The sequence below is a fragment of the Streptomyces sp. NPDC059255 genome, assembly GCF_042752355.1.
In the GTDB taxonomy this organism is placed as follows: domain Bacteria; phylum Actinomycetota; class Actinomycetes; order Streptomycetales; family Streptomycetaceae; genus Streptomyces.
This window is the reverse complement of sequence record NZ_JBHYZP010000018.1, coordinates 12,462-30,029: the sequence shown is the minus strand read 5'-3', so window position 1 is coordinate 30,029 and position 17,568 is coordinate 12,462. Positions and strand designations below refer to the sequence as shown.

Genomic DNA, 17,568 nt, shown 5'->3' with positions numbered 1-17,568 from the left:
GAGCCTGCCAGACCGGATTACCGCGCGGTAGGGGGATGATCTGGGCAGATCACCACGGGCCTCCGCGGACGTTCCCGCGGGGTGCTCTCCAGCCCGTAGAGTGACGCACACGCCGCGTCGAACGGGCCTGCGCCGTACGGCCGACAGCGGTGTGGGGTGGATCAGGTCTGCATGGGTGTCACAGTGTCACAGGGGGTCGGATGAGCACCGAGACGCCACGGGCTCCGATCCCGCCCCGCCCCACGGCGCCCCCGCGCGTCCCCGCCCAGCCGGCCGCCCGTGGCCCGGAGCGGACGGAGGCGGAACCGCGCCCGACGGCCGACGGCTCCACTGCCGCCCCGCCGCCCGCACAGCCTCCGATTCCCGCTCAGGCTCCGGTGTCCGGTCAGGCTCCGGCCGCCGCGAACCCGGCCCCGGGCGGGGCGCGGACCGGGGCGCCGTCCCCGGTCCTGCCGTACGGGGATGTACGGTTCACCGCCGCCGGGCTCGTGCCGTACGGCCCCCGGCCCTCGGGCGGCGGGTACTTCAGCCGGGAGCGCGGCTCCGCCGCCGTCCCGAGCCGGCCCGCGGTCCCCGTCCCGCCCGCCGAGCAGCAGCCACAGCCACTGCCGCCGGCCGAGGCCCCCGCGCCGACACCCCCTCCCGGGCCGGGCCCGGCCCCCGCCGCCCCGGCAACGACGGACGAACCCCGGATCACGGGCACGGGCACAACTCCGGGTACGAGCACAACTCCGGGCACAGGGACGGGCAGCGGCCCGGAGCCGCGTACGGCCGACCGGCTCCGCCAGGACGAGAACGCACCCTTCGCAGCCCCGCGCCCCGCCCCGGTCGCCCCCGTGGAACCGCCGCACCCCGCCCCGGTCGCTCCTGCCGAGCGCCCGCGTCCCGCGCCGGTCGCCCCGGTCGAGCCCCCGTCGGCCGGGCTCTTCGCCCCGGTGGACCCTCCGCGCCCCGCGCCGGTCGCCCCTACCGGACCTCCGTCCGCCGAAGAGCCGCCGCCCGTCGAGCCCGCGCCCCCTGCCGTGGTTCGCGTGCCGCCACAGCCCGTCGCCGCCCCGCGTCCCCCGCAGGGGCCGCCGCCCGGCACGGCCCTTCCGCTGACCTACCAGCCGGCCGCCGACGAGCCCGGCCAGGGGATCGCCCACCGGCCCGGCGGCGCGGCGGGCCGGGCCGGCACACCGGCCGGCGGCATCCCCGTACCGCCGACCGGCCTGCCGCGGCCCCGCGCCTCGAACAGCCCGTTCCCCACCCCGTTCCTGATCGCGGGCTCCGCCGCCTCGTACGCCTCCTATGCACCGCCCCGCTCCGTGCCGGCCGTACCGCCGCTGCCCCCGCGCCCCCCGGCGATGCCGTCCGCCCCGGCCGTACCGAAGGCGTTCCCCTGGGCCACCGGGCCCGCCGGCCGGCGCTCGGAGAGCACCGCGCGGCTGCGTCCTGTCCCCGTACGGCGTCCGGCCCGGGCGGCCGCCGCCGTGGCCTGCGTGGTCCTCGGGGTCGGCCTCATCGGCGGCGCCGTCACCGGGAGCTGGCTGACCGGGGACTCGGCCGCGGAACCGGTCGTCAGGGACGACTTCACCGTCGCGCGCGGCCTCTGGCACAGCGTCCCCGTGGACACGCTCTTCCCGCGCACCCTCAAGGGGGACGGCGCCGGGCCCGGCGGCGCGGACCGGCGGTGGACCCGGATCGGCGTCGCGCCCGACAGCGGCTGCGCCGGCGCGCTCGACCCCCTGCTGGCGGGCCTGCTGCGCCCCCTGGGCTGTACGCGGGTCGTGCGTGCCACGTACGTCGACGCGACCTCCACCAGCGTCACCACCGTCGGACTAGTCTTCACCCAGGGCGACCCGGCCGCGATGGCGGCACTGCGCAACCGGTTCCGGGTGGACGACCTCACCGACCGCGCCGACCTGATGCCCCGTACGTTCCCCGTCCGGGACACCGCCGCCGCGGACTTCGGCGACGCGCAGCGCGCGAGCTGGACGGTGAACGTCCTCACCGAGGTGCCCGTCGTCGTGTACGCCGTCTCCGGCTTCGCCGACGGGCGCCCGGTCACCTCTCCGCAGCCCGCCGGCCAGGCCATGGTCAGCGGCGCCACGACGCCGGCCGCGGAGGCCGGGCTCGGACATGAGGCGAAAGGCGTCGCGGACCGTATAGAACGCGGGCTGCGCAAGGCAGTCAGCGCCGGCACGGCGGCTCCCCGTTGACCCGCCCCGATCCCGACGGGGCCGCCGCCGGCCACGAGAACGCGGAGAACCCGGACCCCATGACGTCGAAGACCGCCGCGCCGAGACGGAAGACCGCCGCGCCGGGACGGAGGCGCCGTCACCGCGTCGCCGCCGTCCTCACCGCCGCGTCCGTGCTGCTCCTCCCCGCGAACGCGGCGCACGCCGACGCGATCCGGGCGCAGCAGTGGGCGCTGGACGCGATGAACACCGAAGAGGCCTGGCGCCACGCGCAGGGCACGGGCGTCACCGTCGCGGTCCTGGACACCGGCGTGGACGGCACCCACCCGGACCTCGCGGGGCAGGTGCTGCCCGGCAAGGACCTGATCGGCTTCGGCGCGCGCAGCGGCGACCGCTCCTGGGCCAGGCACGGCACCGCCATGGCCGGGATCATCGCGGGACGCGGCCACGGCTCCGGCCGGGCGGACGGCGTGCTCGGCATCGCGCCCGAGTCGAAGATCCTTCCCGTCCGGGTCATCCTCGAAGGCAGCGACCCGGCCCGCGCGAAGGCACGCGCCTCCAAGGGCGGCGCGCTCGCCGAGGGCATCCGCTGGGCCGCCGACCAGGGCGCCGACGTCATCAACCTCTCCCTCGGCGACGACAGCGAGTCCGCCCATCCCGAACCCGCCGAGGACGCGGCCGTCCAGTACGCCCTGTCCCGGGGCGCGGTCGTCGTCGCCTCGGCGGGCAACGGCGGCGAGAAGGGCGACCACGTCTCGTACCCGGCGGCCTACCCCGGGGTGATCGCCGTGACCGCCGTCGACGAGTACGGCACGCACGCCTCCTTCTCCACCCGCCGCTGGTACGCCACGGTCAGCGCCCCCGGCGTCGACGTCGTCATCGCCGACCCGGACCGCCGCTACTACGAGGGCTGGGGCACCAGCGCCGCCGCCGCGTTCGTCTCCGGCGCGGTGGCGCTCATCCGCTCCGCCTACCCCGACCTCACCCCCGCCCAGATCAAGAAGCTCGTCGCGGACACCGCGCGCGACGCCCCCACGAGCGGCCGTGACGACGCCCGGGGGTACGGCTTCATCGACCCGGCCGCGGCCCTCGACGCGGGCGCGAAGCTGGCCCGTACGGATCTCGGGAGCCGGTCCGCCGGGTTCGGCAAGCAGTACTTCGGCAGCGGCCCCGCCGTCGCGCGCGAGAACCCGGACCCCGCCGCCTGGCTGGCCCCCGCCGCGGGCGTGACCGGCGCGGTCCTGCTGGCGGGCGCGGTGCTGCTGTGGCGCGGCTCGGGCCGCCGCATCGGCATCGGACGCCGGCGCTAGGGTTCCCGGGCGCCGCCACGGGTGGGGTGCCCGGGCCGCCACGGCCAGGGCAGCTCAGTCCAGGTCGCCTCACGCCGTACGGTGTTCCGCCTCACCCGCGCCGGAGCGCCGTGATCCGGCGTACCGCGCCGACCGCGGCCTCCTCGACCCGGGCGATGCCCGCCTCCTTCGAGGCGTGGCCGTCGGACAGGACCGCCACCAGGCAGCCGCTCACCCGCCCCACGGAGTGGACGACCCACAGTTCGCTCCCCGTGCGCGGCAGCCAGCCGTTCTTCAGAGCGACACCGGACGGGGCCGCCGCGCCGCCCGCCGCCGACACGCCCCAGTCCTGCCCCGCCACCACTCGCTCCATCAGGCCCGCCACATAGCGGCGGGACCGCGCGTCCAGAGGGGCCTCCGGCCGGGTCTCCGGGGCGAAGACCGCCTTCAGGAGGGTGAGCTGATCGCCCGCCGTGGTCCGCGTCAGCCCCCATGCCGGGGCCGCGGTGGTCCGGTCCATCCCGAGGCGCGCGTGCGCCGCGTCCAGCCCCGGCACACCCCCGGCGGCCGTCCGCAGCGCCGTCGCCGCCTCGTTGTCGCTGCGCCCGATCATGGCCTCGGCGAGCCGCTCCTCGCCCGCGTCCAGCCACCGGCCGGTGTCCCGCGCCCGCAGCAGCAGGGCGGCCAGCACCGCGACCTTCACCACACTGGCGGTGACATACGCGCGCTCCGGGCCGTACGCCGCCTCGTGCCCGCCCACCATGTCGTACACCGCGACCGAAAGATTCACCCCCGGACCGTACGCCCCGCCCGCTCCTCTAGGCTCGTCCCGTGGCGCTCAAGAACATTCCGGACCCCGGTTTCTCCGACGACGACGGCACCGCCGATCCCGCGCTGACGGCGGCCCTCGCCGCCTGGGCCGAGGACCGCGCGGCCCATGGGCCGGTGCTGGCGGCGCTGCGCACCTCCCGGCTGCTGGTGCCCGTCGTCGCCGTCCTGGGGGAGGTCGAGGAGGTCGAGGAAGCCGATGAGGGGGGCCGCGTAGCGTCGGACAAGGGTGGTGGTGCGCGACGGGCGGGCCTGCGCCGGGAGAAGACCAGCGACATGGCCGTGCCGACGCTCCGGGCCGGTGACCGCCGCGCCCTGCCCGCCTTCACCTCCGTCGAGGCGCTGGCCCGCTGGGACCCCGCGGCCAGGCCCGTCGCCGTACCGCTGCACCAGGCGCTCCAGGCCGCCGCGCACGAGGGGGCGGACACCGTGGTCCTCGATCTCGCGGGCCCCGTCCCGTACCAGCTCACCGGGCCCGCCCTGCTCGCCCTCGCGGAGGGGCGTACGGGGACCGGTCCGCTCGACGACCCGGCCGTGACGGCGGCGGTACGTTCGGTGGTCGCCGCCGAGCCCGCGGTGGTACGGGCGTATCTCGGCCCCGGCAGCGCGGACGGCACCCTCGCCCTGGTGCTGGACCCGGCCGCGCCCGCGGCGGAGGCGGCCCGCAGGGTCGCGCGCGCCCTCGCGGACGACGACGTGCTGAGGGCCCGCCTGGTGCGCGGACTCGACCTGGCGGTGCTGCCGGCCGAGGCCACCCCACCGGGCGAGCCCCTGTACGTACGGGATCAGCCGCCCCGCTACGGAGAGCGCCCCGCGTGACGGCGCGGGGCGGGGGCGCCGGTCAGCCGTAGACCGGGCCCGTGTACTTCTCGCCCGGGCCCTGGCCCGGCTCGTCCGGTACGACCGAGGCCTCGCGGAAGGCCAGCTGCAGCGACTTCAGCCCGTCACGCAGCGGCGCCGCGTGGAACGAGCTGATCTCCGTCGTGCTCGCGTCCAGCAGTCCGGCCAGCGCGTGGACCAGCTTGCGTGCCTCGTCCAGGTCCTTGTGCTCGTCGCCCTCGTCGGTCAGGCCGAGCTTCACCGCCGCCGCGCTCATCAGGTTCACCGCGACCGTGACGATCACCTCGACGGCGGGAACTTCCGCGATGTCGCGGGCCATGGCGTCGTAGCCGGGTGATTCCGGGGCCGCCGGGGTGGACTGGGGGGAGGTCGCGTCGCTCATGCCCCACACGATAGGCCCACGCGGAGGGCGCCCGTCCGGCGGAGCGGGGGGATACACAGGGTTCGCGCACCGGCCCGGCGGATGCTAACCTTGTGTAACGACCGGCCGGACACGTGCGTGCCCGGCCCACAAGTGGAGGCTCCGATCTCCCACCTGGCTGCCCCTGAGGGGCGGCGGGTCACCGGTCAGGCGGTGCCCATCGTTCCGTACGGACGATGGAACCGCCCGATGCGCCCCGTGGCAGTCGCGCGGCGGTGCTCCGGTATTCGAGGAGCTCCTGCCTGTGTGCCGTCCGGGGCATTTTTGCTGTGCCGCCGCGGTTGGTCTGAAACAAACAGACGTTACGCGGCTGTCTGCCAGACAGTCGTGTGGTGCTACCGAGGAGGATCCATCAGCGCCGAGCCCCGCATCAACGACCGGATTCGCGTTCCCGAAGTGCGACTTGTCGGTCCCAGTGGCGAGCAGGTGGGCATCGTCCCGCTCGCCAAGGCCCTGGAGCTTGCACAGGAGTACGACCTGGACCTGGTCGAGGTCGCGGCGAACGCCCGTCCGCCCGTGTGCAAGCTCATGGACTACGGGAAGTTCAAGTACGAGTCGGCCATGAAGGCCCGTGAGGCGCGCAAGAACCAGGCGCACACGGTCATCAAGGAGATGAAGCTCCGGCCGAAGATCGACCCGCACGACTATGACACCAAGAAGGGTCACGTCGTCCGGTTCCTCAAGCAGGGCGACAAGGTCAAGATCACGATCATGTTCCGTGGTCGCGAGCAGTCCCGCCCGGAACTGGGCTTCCGACTGCTCCAGCGGCTCGCCTCCGACGTCGAGGAACTCGGCTTCATCGAGTCGAACCCGAAGCAGGACGGCCGGAACATGATCATGGTTCTCGGTCCGCACAAGAAGAAGACCGAGGCCATGGCCGAGGCCCGTGAGGCGCAGGCGGCCCGCAAGGCGGAGCGCCAGGGCCACACGCCCGAGGAGTCGGCCGACGGGAACGTCGAGGCTCCGGCCGAGAGCCCCGTCGAGGCATCTTCCGAGGTGTGATCCGTGGGGGCGCCACCCAGGCGGCCCCCGGCTCCGCTCGGAACCACACACCAGAGATCTGACGCTCCCGCGCGCCGGTCGAGAAAGCGGACCGGCTGGGAGCGCCACTGACGAGGAGAGAACGGCGCTATGCCGAAGAACAAGTCGCACAGCGGTGCCAGCAAGCGCTTCAAGATCACCGGCTCCGGCAAGGTGCTGCGCGAGCGGGCCGGCAAGCGCCACCTGCTCGAGCACAAGTCGTCAAGGCTGACGCGTCGCCTCACCGGCAACGCCGAGATGGCCCCGGGCGACGCCAAGAAGATCAAGAAGCTTCTCGGCAAGTGAGGCCGCAGCCCCCCGTGACCGGGGGCGCGGCAACAGGACCGGGACCTATTCGTTTTCGGGCCGTGTGAGTCCAACCACGGCCCCGCTACAAGGAGTCAACACGTGGCACGCGTCAAGCGGGCGGTCAACGCCCACAAGAAGCGCCGGGCAATCCTCGAAGCGGCCAGCGGTTACCGCGGCCAGCGTTCGCGTCTGTACCGGAAGGCGAAGGAGCAGGTCACCCACTCCCTCGTCTACAACTACAACGACCGCAAGAAGCGCAAGGGCGACTTCCGTCAGCTCTGGATCCAGCGGATCAACGCCGCTGCCCGTGCCAACGGCATCACCTACAACCGCTTCATCCAGGGTCTGAAGGCCGCCAACGTCGAGGTGGACCGCAAGATCCTCGCGGAGCTGGCCGTCAACGACGCGGGCGCGTTCGCCGCGCTCGTCGAGGTCGCCCAGAAGGCGCTCCCCAGCGACGTCAACGCCCCGAAGGCCGCGGCCTAAGAGCCTGCCGGCTCTTCAGCCCGCGCCCCTTCCCGCCGGACCCGCAGGCACACCGCCTGCGGGTCCCGCGTGTTTCCGCACCACCCGCCGGCGTGCGCAGTGATCCCCGGAACGCGCGGAACCGGACCGCCCGCCGCCGGGGGACGGGACCGCCCGTACGGAGACCGCCAGGCACCGGGACTTCCCGGTACTGAAACCGCCCCGCACCGAGACCGACCCGTACCGAGTCCGCCCGTACCGCCAGACGAGAAGCGAGCCGCCGCCCATGGGCACCCCCGAGCTGATCTCCCCGCGTTCCCCCCGTGTCACGGCCGCGCGCAGGCTCGCCAAGCGCGCCTTCCGGGGCAAGGAGCGCCGGTTCATCGCCGAGGGGCCGCAGGCCGTGCGCGAGGCGGTGGCGCACCGCGGTGCCGACGGCGAACCCACGCTCGTCGAACTGTTCACCACCGCCGAGGCCGCCGAGCGGTACGGCGACATCATCGACGCGGCCCGCGCCACCGGGGCCCGGGTGCACTTCGCGCCGGACACCGTCCTCGCCGAGGTCTCGCAGACCGTCACCCCGCAGGGCCTGCTGGGTGTCTGCCGCTTCCTGGACACCCCGTTCGCCGACGTCCTCGCCGCGGGCCCCCGGCTCGTCGCCGTCCTCGCCCACGTCCGCGACCCCGGCAACGCCGGTACGGTGCTGCGCTGCGCGGACGCCGCGGGGGCGGACGCCGTCGTCCTCACCGACGCCTCCGTCGACCTGTACAACCCGAAGTCCGTCCGCGCGTCGGCCGGCTCGCTCTTCCATCTGCCCGTCGCCGTCGGCGTCCCCGTGGAGCAGGCCGTACGCGGCCTCCAGGGCGCCGGGGTGCGCATCCTGGCGGCCGACGGCGCGGGCGAGGACGACCTCGACGACGAACTGGACGCGGGCACCATGGCCGGGCCCACCGCCTGGATCTTCGGCAACGAGGCGTGGGGGCTGCCGGAGGAGACCCGCGCCCTGGCGGACGCCGTGGTGCGGGTGCCGATCCACGGAAAGGCCGAGAGCTTGAACCTCGCGACCGCCGCGGCCGTATGTCTCTATGCCTCAGCGCGTGCCCAGCGCGTCCGCGGTATGCGCTGAGGGGGTCCGTCCGGTCACCGTCAGCTAGTAAGGTGGCGTGCTCGGGGACCCACTGAGCTAGCCGGAAGAGGTGGGGTGCGGGGATGACCGTCGGGGCGAGCCGACCCGCAGGGGTCCAGGGAGCCTTACCCGCCGCTGCCGACGGCCCGGCCGGACCGGGGCTGGACCCCGACGACCTCCCCGACGGGCTGATCATCGCGGACGAGACCGGCCGCGTCGTCTGCTTCAACGCCGCCGCCGCCCGGATCACCGCCGTCGACCGCGCCGCCGCCCTCGGCAGCCCGCTGGAGCACGCGCTGCCGCTGGAGGACCTCAAGGGCCGCCGCTGGTGGACGCTGACCGACCCGTACGGCGGCCTCGCCACCCGGACCGGGCAGCCGGAGCGCAACCTGCTGCTCCCTGGCGGCCGCGAGGTCCTGGTCTCCGCCCGCTACGTCCGCGCGTACCCCACCGGCCCCGTCCGCAAGCTGGTGATCTGCGTACGGGGCACGGAGGCCCGCCGCCGCACCGAGCTGAGCCACGCCGAGCTGATCGCCACCGTCGCCCACGAGCTGCGCTCGCCGCTGACCTCCGTCAAGGGGTTCACGGCGACCCTGCTCGCCAAGTGGGAGCGGTTCACGGACGACCAGAAGCGGCTGATGCTGGAGACCGTCGACGCCGACGCCAACCGGGTCACCCGGCTCATCGCCGAGCTGCTCGACATCTCCCGGATCGACTCCGGACGGCTGGAGGTGCGCCGCCAGCCCGTCGACATCGGCGCGGCCGTCGGCCGGCACGTCCAGTCGCACACCGCGTCGGGAGAGTCGCCGGACCGGTTCCTCGTACGGATAGAGCAGCCGCTGCCCGATCTGTGGGCGGACCCCGACAAGATCGACCAGGTCCTCGGCAACCTGCTGGAAAACGCGGTGCGCCACGGCGAGGGAACCGTCACCATTGTGGTGGCGCCCGCGCGTATCGAACACGCGGCGGAGAGTGAGAAGGGAACGGCCGTCACCGTGTGCGACGAAGGACCCGGCATCCCCGAGGAGTCGATGCAGCGCGTCTTCACCCGCTTCTGGCGGGGCAGCAAGCGCGGCGGGACGGGGCTGGGCCTCTACATCGTCAAGGGCATCGTCGAGGCGCACGGCGGCACGATCACCGTCGGCCGCGGCCCCGGCGGCGGCGCGCAGTTCCGGTTCGTCCTGCCCGTCGGCGCTCCGGCCTACCTCTCCTGACGGTCTCCCGACCGATCCGGGGAACCGGCCCGGGCCGCCCGCGGGCGGAGCCATCTTCGTACGACCCCTTAGACTCGGCTTTTGGCACCTTCACACCCTCGGTGAACGAGCAGAGTCGTCGAGCAGGGTCGTTTCGCCAAGCCAATCGGAAGTACGGGAAGAGATGTCCGCACCCAACAAGTCGTACGACCCGGTCGAGGTCGAGGCACTGAAACCGAAGCGCATCGAGCGGATCAAGGACGAGGCGCTCGCCGCCTTCGCCGCCGCCGGTGACCTCGACGCGCTCGCCCACGCGAAGACCGCCCACACCGGGTCCACCTCGCCGCTCTCCCTCGCCAACCGGGAGATCGGCGCGCTGCCCCCGCAGGCCAAGGCCGAGGCGGGCAAGCGCGTGGGCCAGGCCCGCGCCGCCGTCGGCCGGGCCCTCGCCGCCCGGCAGACCGAGCTGGAGGCCGAGCGCGACGCCCGGGTGCTGGTCGAGGAGGCGGTGGACGTCACACTGCCGTACGACCGCACCCCGGCCGGCGCCCGCCACCCGCTCACCACCTTCATGGAGCGGGTCGCCGACGTCTTCGTGGCCATGGGGTACGAGGTCGCCGAGGGGCCCGAGGCCGAGGCCGAGTGGTTCAACTTCGACGCCCTCAACTTCGTGCCCGACCACCCGGCGCGCCAGATGCAGGACACCTTCTTCGTCTCCGGCCCCGAGGGCACCACGGGCGACGAGTCCGGCGTGGTGCTCCGCACGCACACCTCACCGGTCCAGGCCCGCACCCTGATCGACCGCGAGCCGCCCGTCTACGTCGTCTGCCCCGGGCGGGTCTACCGCACCGACGAGCTGGACGCCACGCACACCCCGGTCTTCCACCAGATCGAGCTGCTCGCCGTCGACGAGGGCCTGACCATGGCCGACCTCAAGGGCACCCTGGACCACATGGTCCAGGCGCTCTTCGGCCCGGACATGAAGACCCGGCTCCGCCCGAACTTCTTCCCGTTCACCGAGCCGTCCGCCGAGATGGACATGGTCTGCTACGTCTGCCGCGGCGCCTCCGTCGGCAACCCCGACCGGCCCTGCCGCACCTGCGGCAGCGAGGGCTGGATCGAGCTGGGCGGCTGCGGCATGGTCAACCCGAAGGTGCTCACCGCCTGCGGCGTCGACCCCGAGAAGTACAGCGGATTCGCCTTCGGGTTCGGCATCGAACGGATGCTGATGTTCCGCCACAACGTCGAAGACATGCGAGACATGGTCGAGGGTGACGTCCGGTTCACCCGGCCGTTCGGGATGGAGATCTGATGCGCGTCCCGCTTTCCTGGCTGCGGGAGTACGTCGACCTGCCGGCGACGGAGACCGGCCGTGACGTACAGGCCCAGCTCGTCGCCGCCGGTCTGGAGGTCGAGACCGTCGAGCAGCTCGGCGCCGGCCTCAAGGGCCCCCTCGTCGTCGGCAAGGTCCTCACCATCGAGGAGCTGGAGGGCTTCAAGAAGCCCATCCGCTTCTGCACCGTCGACGTCGGCACCGCCAACGGCACCGGTGAGCCGCAGGAGATCGTCTGCGGCGCCCGCAACTTCGCCGTCGGCGACAAGGTCGTCGTCGTGCTGCCCGGCGCCGTCCTCCCGGGCGACTTCGCGATCGCCGCGCGCAAGACGTACGGCAGGACCTCGCACGGCATGATCTGCTCCGGCGACGAGCTGGGCATGGGCGATGACGGCTCCGGCGGCATCATCGTGCTGCCGCCCGAGTTCGAGCCCGGCACCGACGCCATCGCGCTCCTGGAGCTGGTGGACGAGGTTCTGGACATCGCCGTCACCCCCGACCGCGGCTACTGCCTCTCGCTGCGCGGCGTCGCCCGCGAGACCGCCATCGCGTACGGCCTGCCGCTGCGCGACCCGGCGCTCCTCGACGTCCCCGCGCCGAACGCGTACGGCCACCCCGTGAAGATCGCCGACCCGATGGGCTGCGACCGCTTCACCGCGCGTACGGTCACCGGGCTCGACCCCGAGGCCCGCTCGCCGATCTGGCTGCGCCGCCGCCTCCAGAAGGCCGGGATGCGCCCCATTTCGCTCGCCGTCGACATCACCAACTACGTGATGCTGGAGCTCGGCCAGCCGCTGCACGCCTACGACCGGACCCGGCTCGACGGCGCGATCGGCGTCCGCCGCGCCGAGGCCGGCGAGAAGATCACCACCCTCGACGGCGTCCAGCGCGTCCTCGACGCCCAGGACCTCGTCATCACCGACGACCGCGGGCCGATCGGCCTCGCGGGCGTGATGGGCGGCGCCCACACGGAGATCGCCGATGTCGTCACCGACGCCGAGACCGGCGCCGTGCACGGCACGACCGAGGTCGTCATCGAGGCCGCGCACTTCGACGCGATCACCATCGCCCGTACCGCGCGCCGCCACAAGCTGCCCTCCGAGGCGTCCAAGCGCTTCGAGCGCGGCGTCGACCCGGCGGCCACCGCCGCCGCGGCGCAGCGCACCGTCGACCTGCTGGTGCTCCTCGCGGGCGGCTCCGCCGAGGCCGGGGTCACCGAGGTCATCGCGCCCTCCGCGCCCCACACCATCACCATGCCCGCCGACCACCCCGACCGCGTCGCGGGCGTCGGCTACGGCCGGGAGACCGTCGTACGGCGCCTCCAGCAGATCGGCTGCGACGTGTACGGGCAGGACGAGCTGATCGTCACCGTCCCGTCCTGGCGTCCCGACCTCGGCGCGCCCAACGACCTCGCCGAGGAGGTCATCCGGCTGGAGGGGTACGAGAACCTGCCCTCCACACTGCCGACCCCGCCGTCCGGCCGCGGGCTCACCGAGCGGCAGCGGCTGCACCGCCGCGTCGGCCGCGCCCTGGCCGGGGCGGGCTACGTCGAGGCGCTGAACTACCCGTTCACCGGCCCGGCGGTCCTCGACGCGTTCGGCCTCCCCGCCGACGACGACCGGCGCCGTACGGTCACCCTCGTCAACCCGCTCTCCGACGAGGAGCCCGCGCTGCGCACCACGCTGCTGCCCGGCCTCCTCACCGCGCTGCGCCGCAACGACGGCCGCGGCTCGCACGACCTCGCGCTCTTCGAGACCGGGCTGGTCTTCCGGCCGACCGGCGAGGAGACCGTACCGGTCCGGCTGCCCGTCGACCGGCGGCCCACCGACGAGGAGATCGCCGCCCTCGACGCCACGCTGCCGCGCCAGCCGCGCCACGCCGCGGTCGTCCTGTCCGGTGCGCGCGAGCAGGCCGGCTGGTGGGGCAAGGGCACCCGGGCGAACTGGGCGGACGCCGTCGAGGCGGCCCGCACCGTCGCCCGTGAGGCCGGCGTCGAGCTGTCCGTACGGGCCGACCGCCACGAGCCGTGGCACCCCGGCCGCTGCGCCGCGCTCCTCGCGACGGTGGACGGCACGGAGACACTCGTCGGGCACGCGGGTGAGCTGCACCCGCGCGTCGTCAAGGCGCTCGGGCTGCCGGAGCGCACCAGCGCCATGGAGATCGACCTGGACCTGCTGGAGCGGGCCGGCACCGGCGCCCTCCAGGCGCCGCGCATCTCCACCTACCCGGTGGCCACCCAGGACGTGGCGCTGGTCGTCGCGGACGACGTGCCGGCCGGGGACGTGGAGCGCGCGCTGCACGAGGGCGCGGGCGAACTCCTGGAGTCCCTGCGGCTGTTCGACGTCTTCTCCGGCGAACAGGTCGGCGCGGGGAACAAGTCCCTCGCGTACGCCCTGCGCTTCCGTGCCACCGACCGCACGCTGACGGTCGAGGAGGCCACGGCGGCCCGTGACGCGGCCGTCGCGCTCGCCGCCGAGCGGACCGGGGCGGTCCTGCGGGGCGCGTGACCGTCTGACCACGCCCTGAGGGGCGCGTCCGGGGCTCCCGGACGCGCCCCTCACTCATTTGAGTGAGAACCCTCGGCGGGTCGCGCCATCGGCGGCGAGTGATCGACACAATCGATCCGGCCGCGACGGTCGACGTACGCCCAACGGCTGAGTGGCCGGACGGCCGAGGGGGGCCGACGTATGAATCGGACCAGTGCAGAAGAGCAGACACCCGAGGAGACAGCCTCCTGGGGATTCGTGGAGTGCGCGATTCCCGGTGGCGTGCTCGCGCTGGTGATCACCTGGGAGCTGACGCGTCCGCCCTCGGAGCGCGACACGCTCCTGCCGCGCATCGTGACGTGTGTGGCCTTCACCCTGCTGATGGCGTATCTCGTCATGCGGGTACGGCGCCGCGCGGCGCGCGAGATCCTCCAGGTGCGCGCCGTGGCGCGCGCCGCGCAGGAGGTCCTGCTGCGGCCGCTGCCGTCCCGGCTCGACGGATTGGCGCTCCACGCCCGTCAGCTCTCCGCGTCGCGCGGCGCGGACGTGGGCGGCGACCTGTACGAGGTGATGGCGACCACCCACGGGGTGCGCGTGGTCATCGGCGACGTGCGCGGCCACGGGCTGCCCGCCATCGGCACGGTGGCGGCGGTGCTCGGCAGCTTCCGCGAGGCCGCCCACGACGAGAGCGGGCTCGACGGTGTCCTGCGCAGGCTCGACCGGGCGCACCAGCGGCATCTGCGGGAGCGGGAGCAGGCCCTCCGAGAACCCGACCACGCCGCGGCGCTCCGGGTCGCCGTGCTCGCCGACGCGGCCGCGAGGAACGGGGCGGCGGACGCCGCGGACGCGGCCGAGGTCGCCGAGGCGTGCCGGGCCGCCCAGCGGATGGCGGAGGCGGAGGCGGACGACGTCGCGGAGGAGTTCGTCACCGTTCTGCTGCTGGAGATCGGGCCCGACGCGGAGGTACGCGCCCTCAACTGCGGCCATCCCTGGCCCTATCGGCTCGGGACCGGGGCGGAGCCGCTCGCCTGCGGGGAGCCGCTGCCGCCGCTGGGCGCCTTTCCGCTGCCGGCGGAGCTCACCCCGTACCGCTGCGGACGCCTGCTGCCGGGCGAGGCGCTGTTCCTGCACACCGACGGCGCGGAGGACGCCCGGGACGCGCGGGGGCGCTTCTTCGGTCTCAGGGAGGCGCTGGCGGAGGTGGCTTCGGCCACCGTGCTGTCGCCCGCCGCGGTGGTAGGGCAGGTGCACACGGCGCTGCTGCGGCACACCGGCGGACGGATCACCGACGACATGGCGCTGCTGGTGCTGCGCAACGACCGGGTGGACGGCACCGCGTGCGCGGCGGCCGGAGGGCGGTCGGGACCCGCCGACGACCCACCGGCCGACCGGTCCGGGGGCGGCCCCCGCGAGTCCGGGTCCGCCGATTCCGGTCGGCGGGGCGCCGACCGCTCCGGGGCGGACCGGGCGGGGCCGGGCGGCCTCGCGGATCAGGACGGATTCGTGGATCAGGGCAGCCTCGCGGATCCGGACCGGCTCCCCGGCCCGGACGAGACGCCTCGGCCGCCGGAACCGCCACCGGTCAACGGCCAGGCGCCGCCGGGCTGTCGTTCCGTACGGGACGAGCGCACACGGGTGCCGGCGCAGTCCGGCGAACCGGCGCTGCACCGTACCCGTCCCGCTCCTTCCCGTCCCTAGACTCCGGTGCTGTGACCGCTGTCGTCCGTCACCGGACTCGTCTCCCACCCAGGAGCACCACGTCCGAGGCCTGAGGGAACCATCGGCGCGGTGGCCGCGTCGTCCGCCCCGCCGCGGAGTGTCGGGCAGGTGCGGGACGGACGACACGGTTGCGGGCCGCCGCACTTACGAGGGGGAGCCGGCGACCCGGCCGCCTCCTTGATGAGGAGAACCAGTCAACAGGCCCCGCCCGCCCGGCGGCAGTGCGCACACGGCGCGAGTCCGGGCACTCCGTTCACACCCCGTGCGTTTCCCGTTCCACCCGAGACGAGCACGTCCGAAGTGACACCGTCCGTCCCCTTGCGGCGGGCGGGAGTTCGGACTTCCTCGGCTAGGCTGGATTCGGCCGAGTCACCGGAGGGGCACATGCAGCCCAACACTCTGCTCGATTCCCTGCTCGACGAGGCGGGCATCTCCCATGCCGGTCTCGCCGCCCGGGTCAACCAGGCGGGCCGCGCCAGGGGCCTCGCGCTGCGGTACGAACACACCGCCGTGTCCCGCTGGCTGAAGGGCCAGCGGCCTCGCGGGCAGGTGCCCGACCTGATCTGCGCGGTGCTCAGCGACCGCCTGCGCAGACCCTTCACCCTGGACGACATCGGGTTCGGGGTGGCGGGGGAGACACCTCTGCCCCATTCCACCCCGCTCTCCGGCTTCGTGGAGCGCGCCGCCGCGCTGTGGCGCAGTGACGAGCAGCAGCGCCCGCACATAGTGGGCGCCCCCGCCGTCACCGGCACGCCCGCCGTGATGCCCGTCTGGGAGTGGGAGAACCCGCCGGAGGACTCCGACGTGTCCCGCGCGGGCGGCACGAAGGTCGGCCCCGCCGACATCAACCTGCTCAGATCGGCCCGCGCGCACTACGAGTTGATGTACCGCCGGGCGGGCGGTGTCGCGACCCGCGCCCGGATCGTCCGGTTCCTCAACGCCGAGACCGCGCCGCTGCTGCGCGGCGGGTACAGCGACGCGCTGGGGCGCCAGCTCCACCGCGCCACCGGCGGCCTGGTCGCGGTGGCCGGCATCTGCGCGTACGACTCCGACGCCCACGGTCTGGCGCAGCGCTACTTCCACCAGGCGCTGCGGCTCGCGAAGGCCAGCGGCGACCGCGGGTTCGGCGCGTACGTGATCGCGCTGCTCGTCAACCAGTCGCTGTTCATGGGGGAGTACCGTCAGTCCGTGGCCTTCGCGGAGGCGGCCCTGCGGACGTCGGGGGGCCGGATCACCCCGGCGCTCGCCGCCGATCTCTACGCGATGCAGGCCAAGTCGTACGCGCATCTCGGCGACGCCGCCGCGGCGCTCGGCTGCATCCGGCGGGCGGAGACCGAGGCGGAGCGCATCAGTCCGGGCCATGAACCGGACGAGACGGGCTACGTCCAGCCGGGCCTGGTCAATGTGCAGGTGGCGGAGGCGCTCCTCAGCCTCGGCGAACTGGCCGCCGCGCGGGTGCACGCGACGGCGGCCGTGGACACCCCGGCGCACGACCGCGGCCGGGTCCACCGGCTCGCGATGCTCAGTCATATCGAGTTGCGGCAGGGCGAGGCCGACCGGGCTGCCAGAACGGCGGCGGAGATGGCCGAGCGGGCCCGGGGGATGGAGTCCCAGCGGCTGCGCGACCGCTTGCGCGAGGTACGCGAACAACTCGTGGCCAGCGGATCCTCGGATGCCGAGGACACGGCGGAACTGATCGCGGGGGCGCTGCGCGTTCCTCTGTGAGCCCCCGGGTGAGCCCCCCGTGCTTTCGCCGGTGCGGGCGTCGCTGCTGCGATATTGCCATCAACTTGTCGGAAGGTGGCAGAAACGTGCAGTGGACGAACTTAAGCGAGCAGACCGTGTACGAGAACCGATGGTTCAGCGTCAATCTCGCCGACGTCAAACTCCCTGACGGCCGGCATCTGGACCACTTCCTCATCCGGCTCCGCCCGGTCGCCGTGGCGACCGCGGTCAACTCCGCCAACGAGGTGCTGATGCTCTGGCGGCACCGCTTCATCACCGACAGCTGGGGCTGGGAGCTGGCCGCCGGGGTCGTCGAGGACGGCGAGGACATCAAGACCGCGGCCGCGCGGGAGATGGAGGAGGAGACCGGCTGGCGCCCGGGACCCCTCAGGCATCTCCTCACGGTCGAGCCGTCCAACGGGCTCAGCGACGCGCGGCACCATCTCTACTGGGCGGAGGACGCGACGTACATCGGTCATCCGCAGGACGACTTCGAGTCCTCACGCCGCGAGTGGGTGCCGCTCAAGCTGGTGCCCGACATGATCGCCAGGGGCGAGATCCCGGCCGCCAACATGACGGCCGGGCTGCTGATGCTCCACCACTTGAGGCTGGGCTGAGAGCCTGTCGGTGACCT

General features: G+C 74.0%; 14 protein-coding genes and 1 pseudogene. 13 read left to right on the top strand and 2 right to left on the bottom strand.

Translation table 11 applies throughout. The features are described from left to right. The first annotated feature begins 200 nt into the window (after positions 1-200). On the top strand, positions 201-2,201 hold the full coding sequence (locus ACFXKG_RS21445) for a hypothetical protein (protein WP_384841228.1): 2,001 nt from the start codon (positions 201-203) through the stop codon (positions 2,199-2,201). A 59-nt stretch (positions 2,202-2,260) separates the two neighbouring features. Continuing rightward, positions 2,261-3,490: a type VII secretion-associated serine protease mycosin gene (mycP, locus tag ACFXKG_RS21440; RefSeq protein WP_384841547.1), complete on the top strand. Its 1,230-nt coding sequence runs from the start codon at positions 2,261-2,263 to the stop codon at positions 3,488-3,490. A gap of 91 nt (positions 3,491-3,581) precedes the next feature. Here mycP and ACFXKG_RS21435 read toward each other — a convergent pair whose 3' ends face one another. After that, entirely contained in the window at positions 3,582-4,259 is a 678-nt protein-coding gene (locus ACFXKG_RS21435; protein ID WP_384841225.1) for a serine hydrolase, read from the bottom strand. A gap of 41 nt (positions 4,260-4,300) precedes the next feature. On the opposite strand from ACFXKG_RS21435, the gene ACFXKG_RS21430 reads away from it, so the two are divergent. Beyond that, positions 4,301-5,116: an SseB family protein gene (locus tag ACFXKG_RS21430; RefSeq protein WP_384841222.1), complete on the top strand. Its 816-nt coding sequence runs from the start codon at positions 4,301-4,303 to the stop codon at positions 5,114-5,116. Between the two features lie 22 nt (positions 5,117-5,138). Here ACFXKG_RS21430 and ACFXKG_RS21425 read toward each other — a convergent pair whose 3' ends face one another. Continuing rightward, complete coding sequence (locus ACFXKG_RS21425) at positions 5,139-5,519, bottom strand: DUF1844 domain-containing protein (protein ID WP_384841219.1); 381 nt, start codon at positions 5,517-5,519, stop codon at positions 5,139-5,141. Positions 5,520-5,885: 366 nt separating this feature from the next. Between ACFXKG_RS21425 and infC the strand changes: the two genes are divergently transcribed. From infC to ACFXKG_RS21375, 10 genes and pseudogenes are all read left to right on the top strand, one after another. Beyond that, positions 5,886-6,560: a translation initiation factor IF-3 gene (gene infC, locus ACFXKG_RS21420; protein ID WP_384841216.1), complete on the top strand. Its 675-nt coding sequence runs from the start codon at positions 5,886-5,888 to the stop codon at positions 6,558-6,560. A gap of 129 nt (positions 6,561-6,689) precedes the next feature. Next, positions 6,690-6,884, top strand: coding sequence for a 50S ribosomal protein L35 (rpmI, locus tag ACFXKG_RS21415; protein ID WP_003947156.1), 195 nt, complete (start codon positions 6,690-6,692; stop codon positions 6,882-6,884). Positions 6,885-6,986: 102 nt separating this feature from the next. Then, positions 6,987-7,373, top strand: a complete 387-nt coding sequence (gene rplT, locus ACFXKG_RS21410; protein WP_249951119.1) for a 50S ribosomal protein L20 — start codon at positions 6,987-6,989, stop codon at positions 7,371-7,373. Positions 7,374-7,638: 265 nt separating this feature from the next. Continuing rightward, on the top strand, positions 7,639-8,478 hold the full coding sequence (locus ACFXKG_RS21405) for a TrmH family RNA methyltransferase (protein WP_384841211.1): 840 nt from the start codon (positions 7,639-7,641) through the stop codon (positions 8,476-8,478). Positions 8,479-8,561: 83 nt separating this feature from the next. After that, positions 8,562-9,692 carry an ATP-binding protein gene (locus tag ACFXKG_RS21400; protein ID WP_384841208.1) on the top strand — a complete coding sequence of 377 codons (1,131 nt, stop codon included), beginning with the start codon at positions 8,562-8,564 and terminating at the stop codon, positions 9,690-9,692. 163 nt (positions 9,693-9,855) lie between these two features. Then, positions 9,856-10,983 carry a phenylalanine--tRNA ligase subunit alpha gene (pheS, locus tag ACFXKG_RS21395; RefSeq protein ID WP_384841205.1) on the top strand — a complete coding sequence of 376 codons (1,128 nt, stop codon included), beginning with the start codon at positions 9,856-9,858 and terminating at the stop codon, positions 10,981-10,983. Further along, the gene (gene pheT / locus ACFXKG_RS21390; protein WP_384841202.1) at positions 10,983-13,511 is read left to right on the top strand and encodes a phenylalanine--tRNA ligase subunit beta; all 2,529 of its coding nucleotides are present in this window, start codon (positions 10,983-10,985) and stop codon (positions 13,509-13,511) included. The genes pheS and pheT overlap by 1 nt, the downstream gene beginning before the upstream one ends. 375 nt (positions 13,512-13,886) lie before the next feature. Then, positions 13,887-14,879 (top strand): annotated as a pseudogene (locus ACFXKG_RS21385) (PP2C family protein-serine/threonine phosphatase); the annotation flags it as partial. A gap of 714 nt (positions 14,880-15,593) precedes the next feature. Beyond that, positions 15,594-16,934, top strand: coding sequence for a transcriptional regulator (locus ACFXKG_RS21380; RefSeq protein WP_384841199.1), 1,341 nt, complete (start codon positions 15,594-15,596; stop codon positions 16,932-16,934). A gap of 86 nt (positions 16,935-17,020) precedes the next feature. After that, complete coding sequence (locus tag ACFXKG_RS21375) at positions 17,021-17,551, top strand: NUDIX hydrolase (protein WP_365813363.1); 531 nt, start codon at positions 17,021-17,023, stop codon at positions 17,549-17,551. The last annotated feature ends 17 nt before the right edge of the window (positions 17,552-17,568 follow it).

Coding starts and splice junctions, on each gene's coding strand:
- pheT (WP_384841202.1), top strand. CDS start 10,983: ATGCGCGTCCCGCTTTCCTGGCTGCGGGAGTACGTCGACCTGCCGGCG.
- ACFXKG_RS21445 (WP_384841228.1), top strand. CDS start 201: ATGAGCACCGAGACGCCACGGGCTCCGATCCCGCCCCGCCCCACGGCG.
- mycP (WP_384841547.1), top strand. CDS start 2,261: ATGACGTCGAAGACCGCCGCGCCGAGACGGAAGACCGCCGCGCCGGGA.
- ACFXKG_RS21400 (WP_384841208.1), top strand. CDS start 8,562: ATGACCGTCGGGGCGAGCCGACCCGCAGGGGTCCAGGGAGCCTTACCC.
- ACFXKG_RS21425 (WP_384841219.1), bottom strand. CDS start 5,519: ATGAGCGACGCGACCTCCCCCCAGTCCACCCCGGCGGCCCCGGAATCA.
- ACFXKG_RS21405 (WP_384841211.1), top strand. CDS start 7,639: ATGGGCACCCCCGAGCTGATCTCCCCGCGTTCCCCCCGTGTCACGGCC.
- pheS (WP_384841205.1), top strand. CDS start 9,856: ATGTCCGCACCCAACAAGTCGTACGACCCGGTCGAGGTCGAGGCACTG.
- rpmI (WP_003947156.1), top strand. CDS start 6,690: ATGCCGAAGAACAAGTCGCACAGCGGTGCCAGCAAGCGCTTCAAGATC.
- ACFXKG_RS21380 (WP_384841199.1), top strand. CDS start 15,594: ATGCAGCCCAACACTCTGCTCGATTCCCTGCTCGACGAGGCGGGCATC.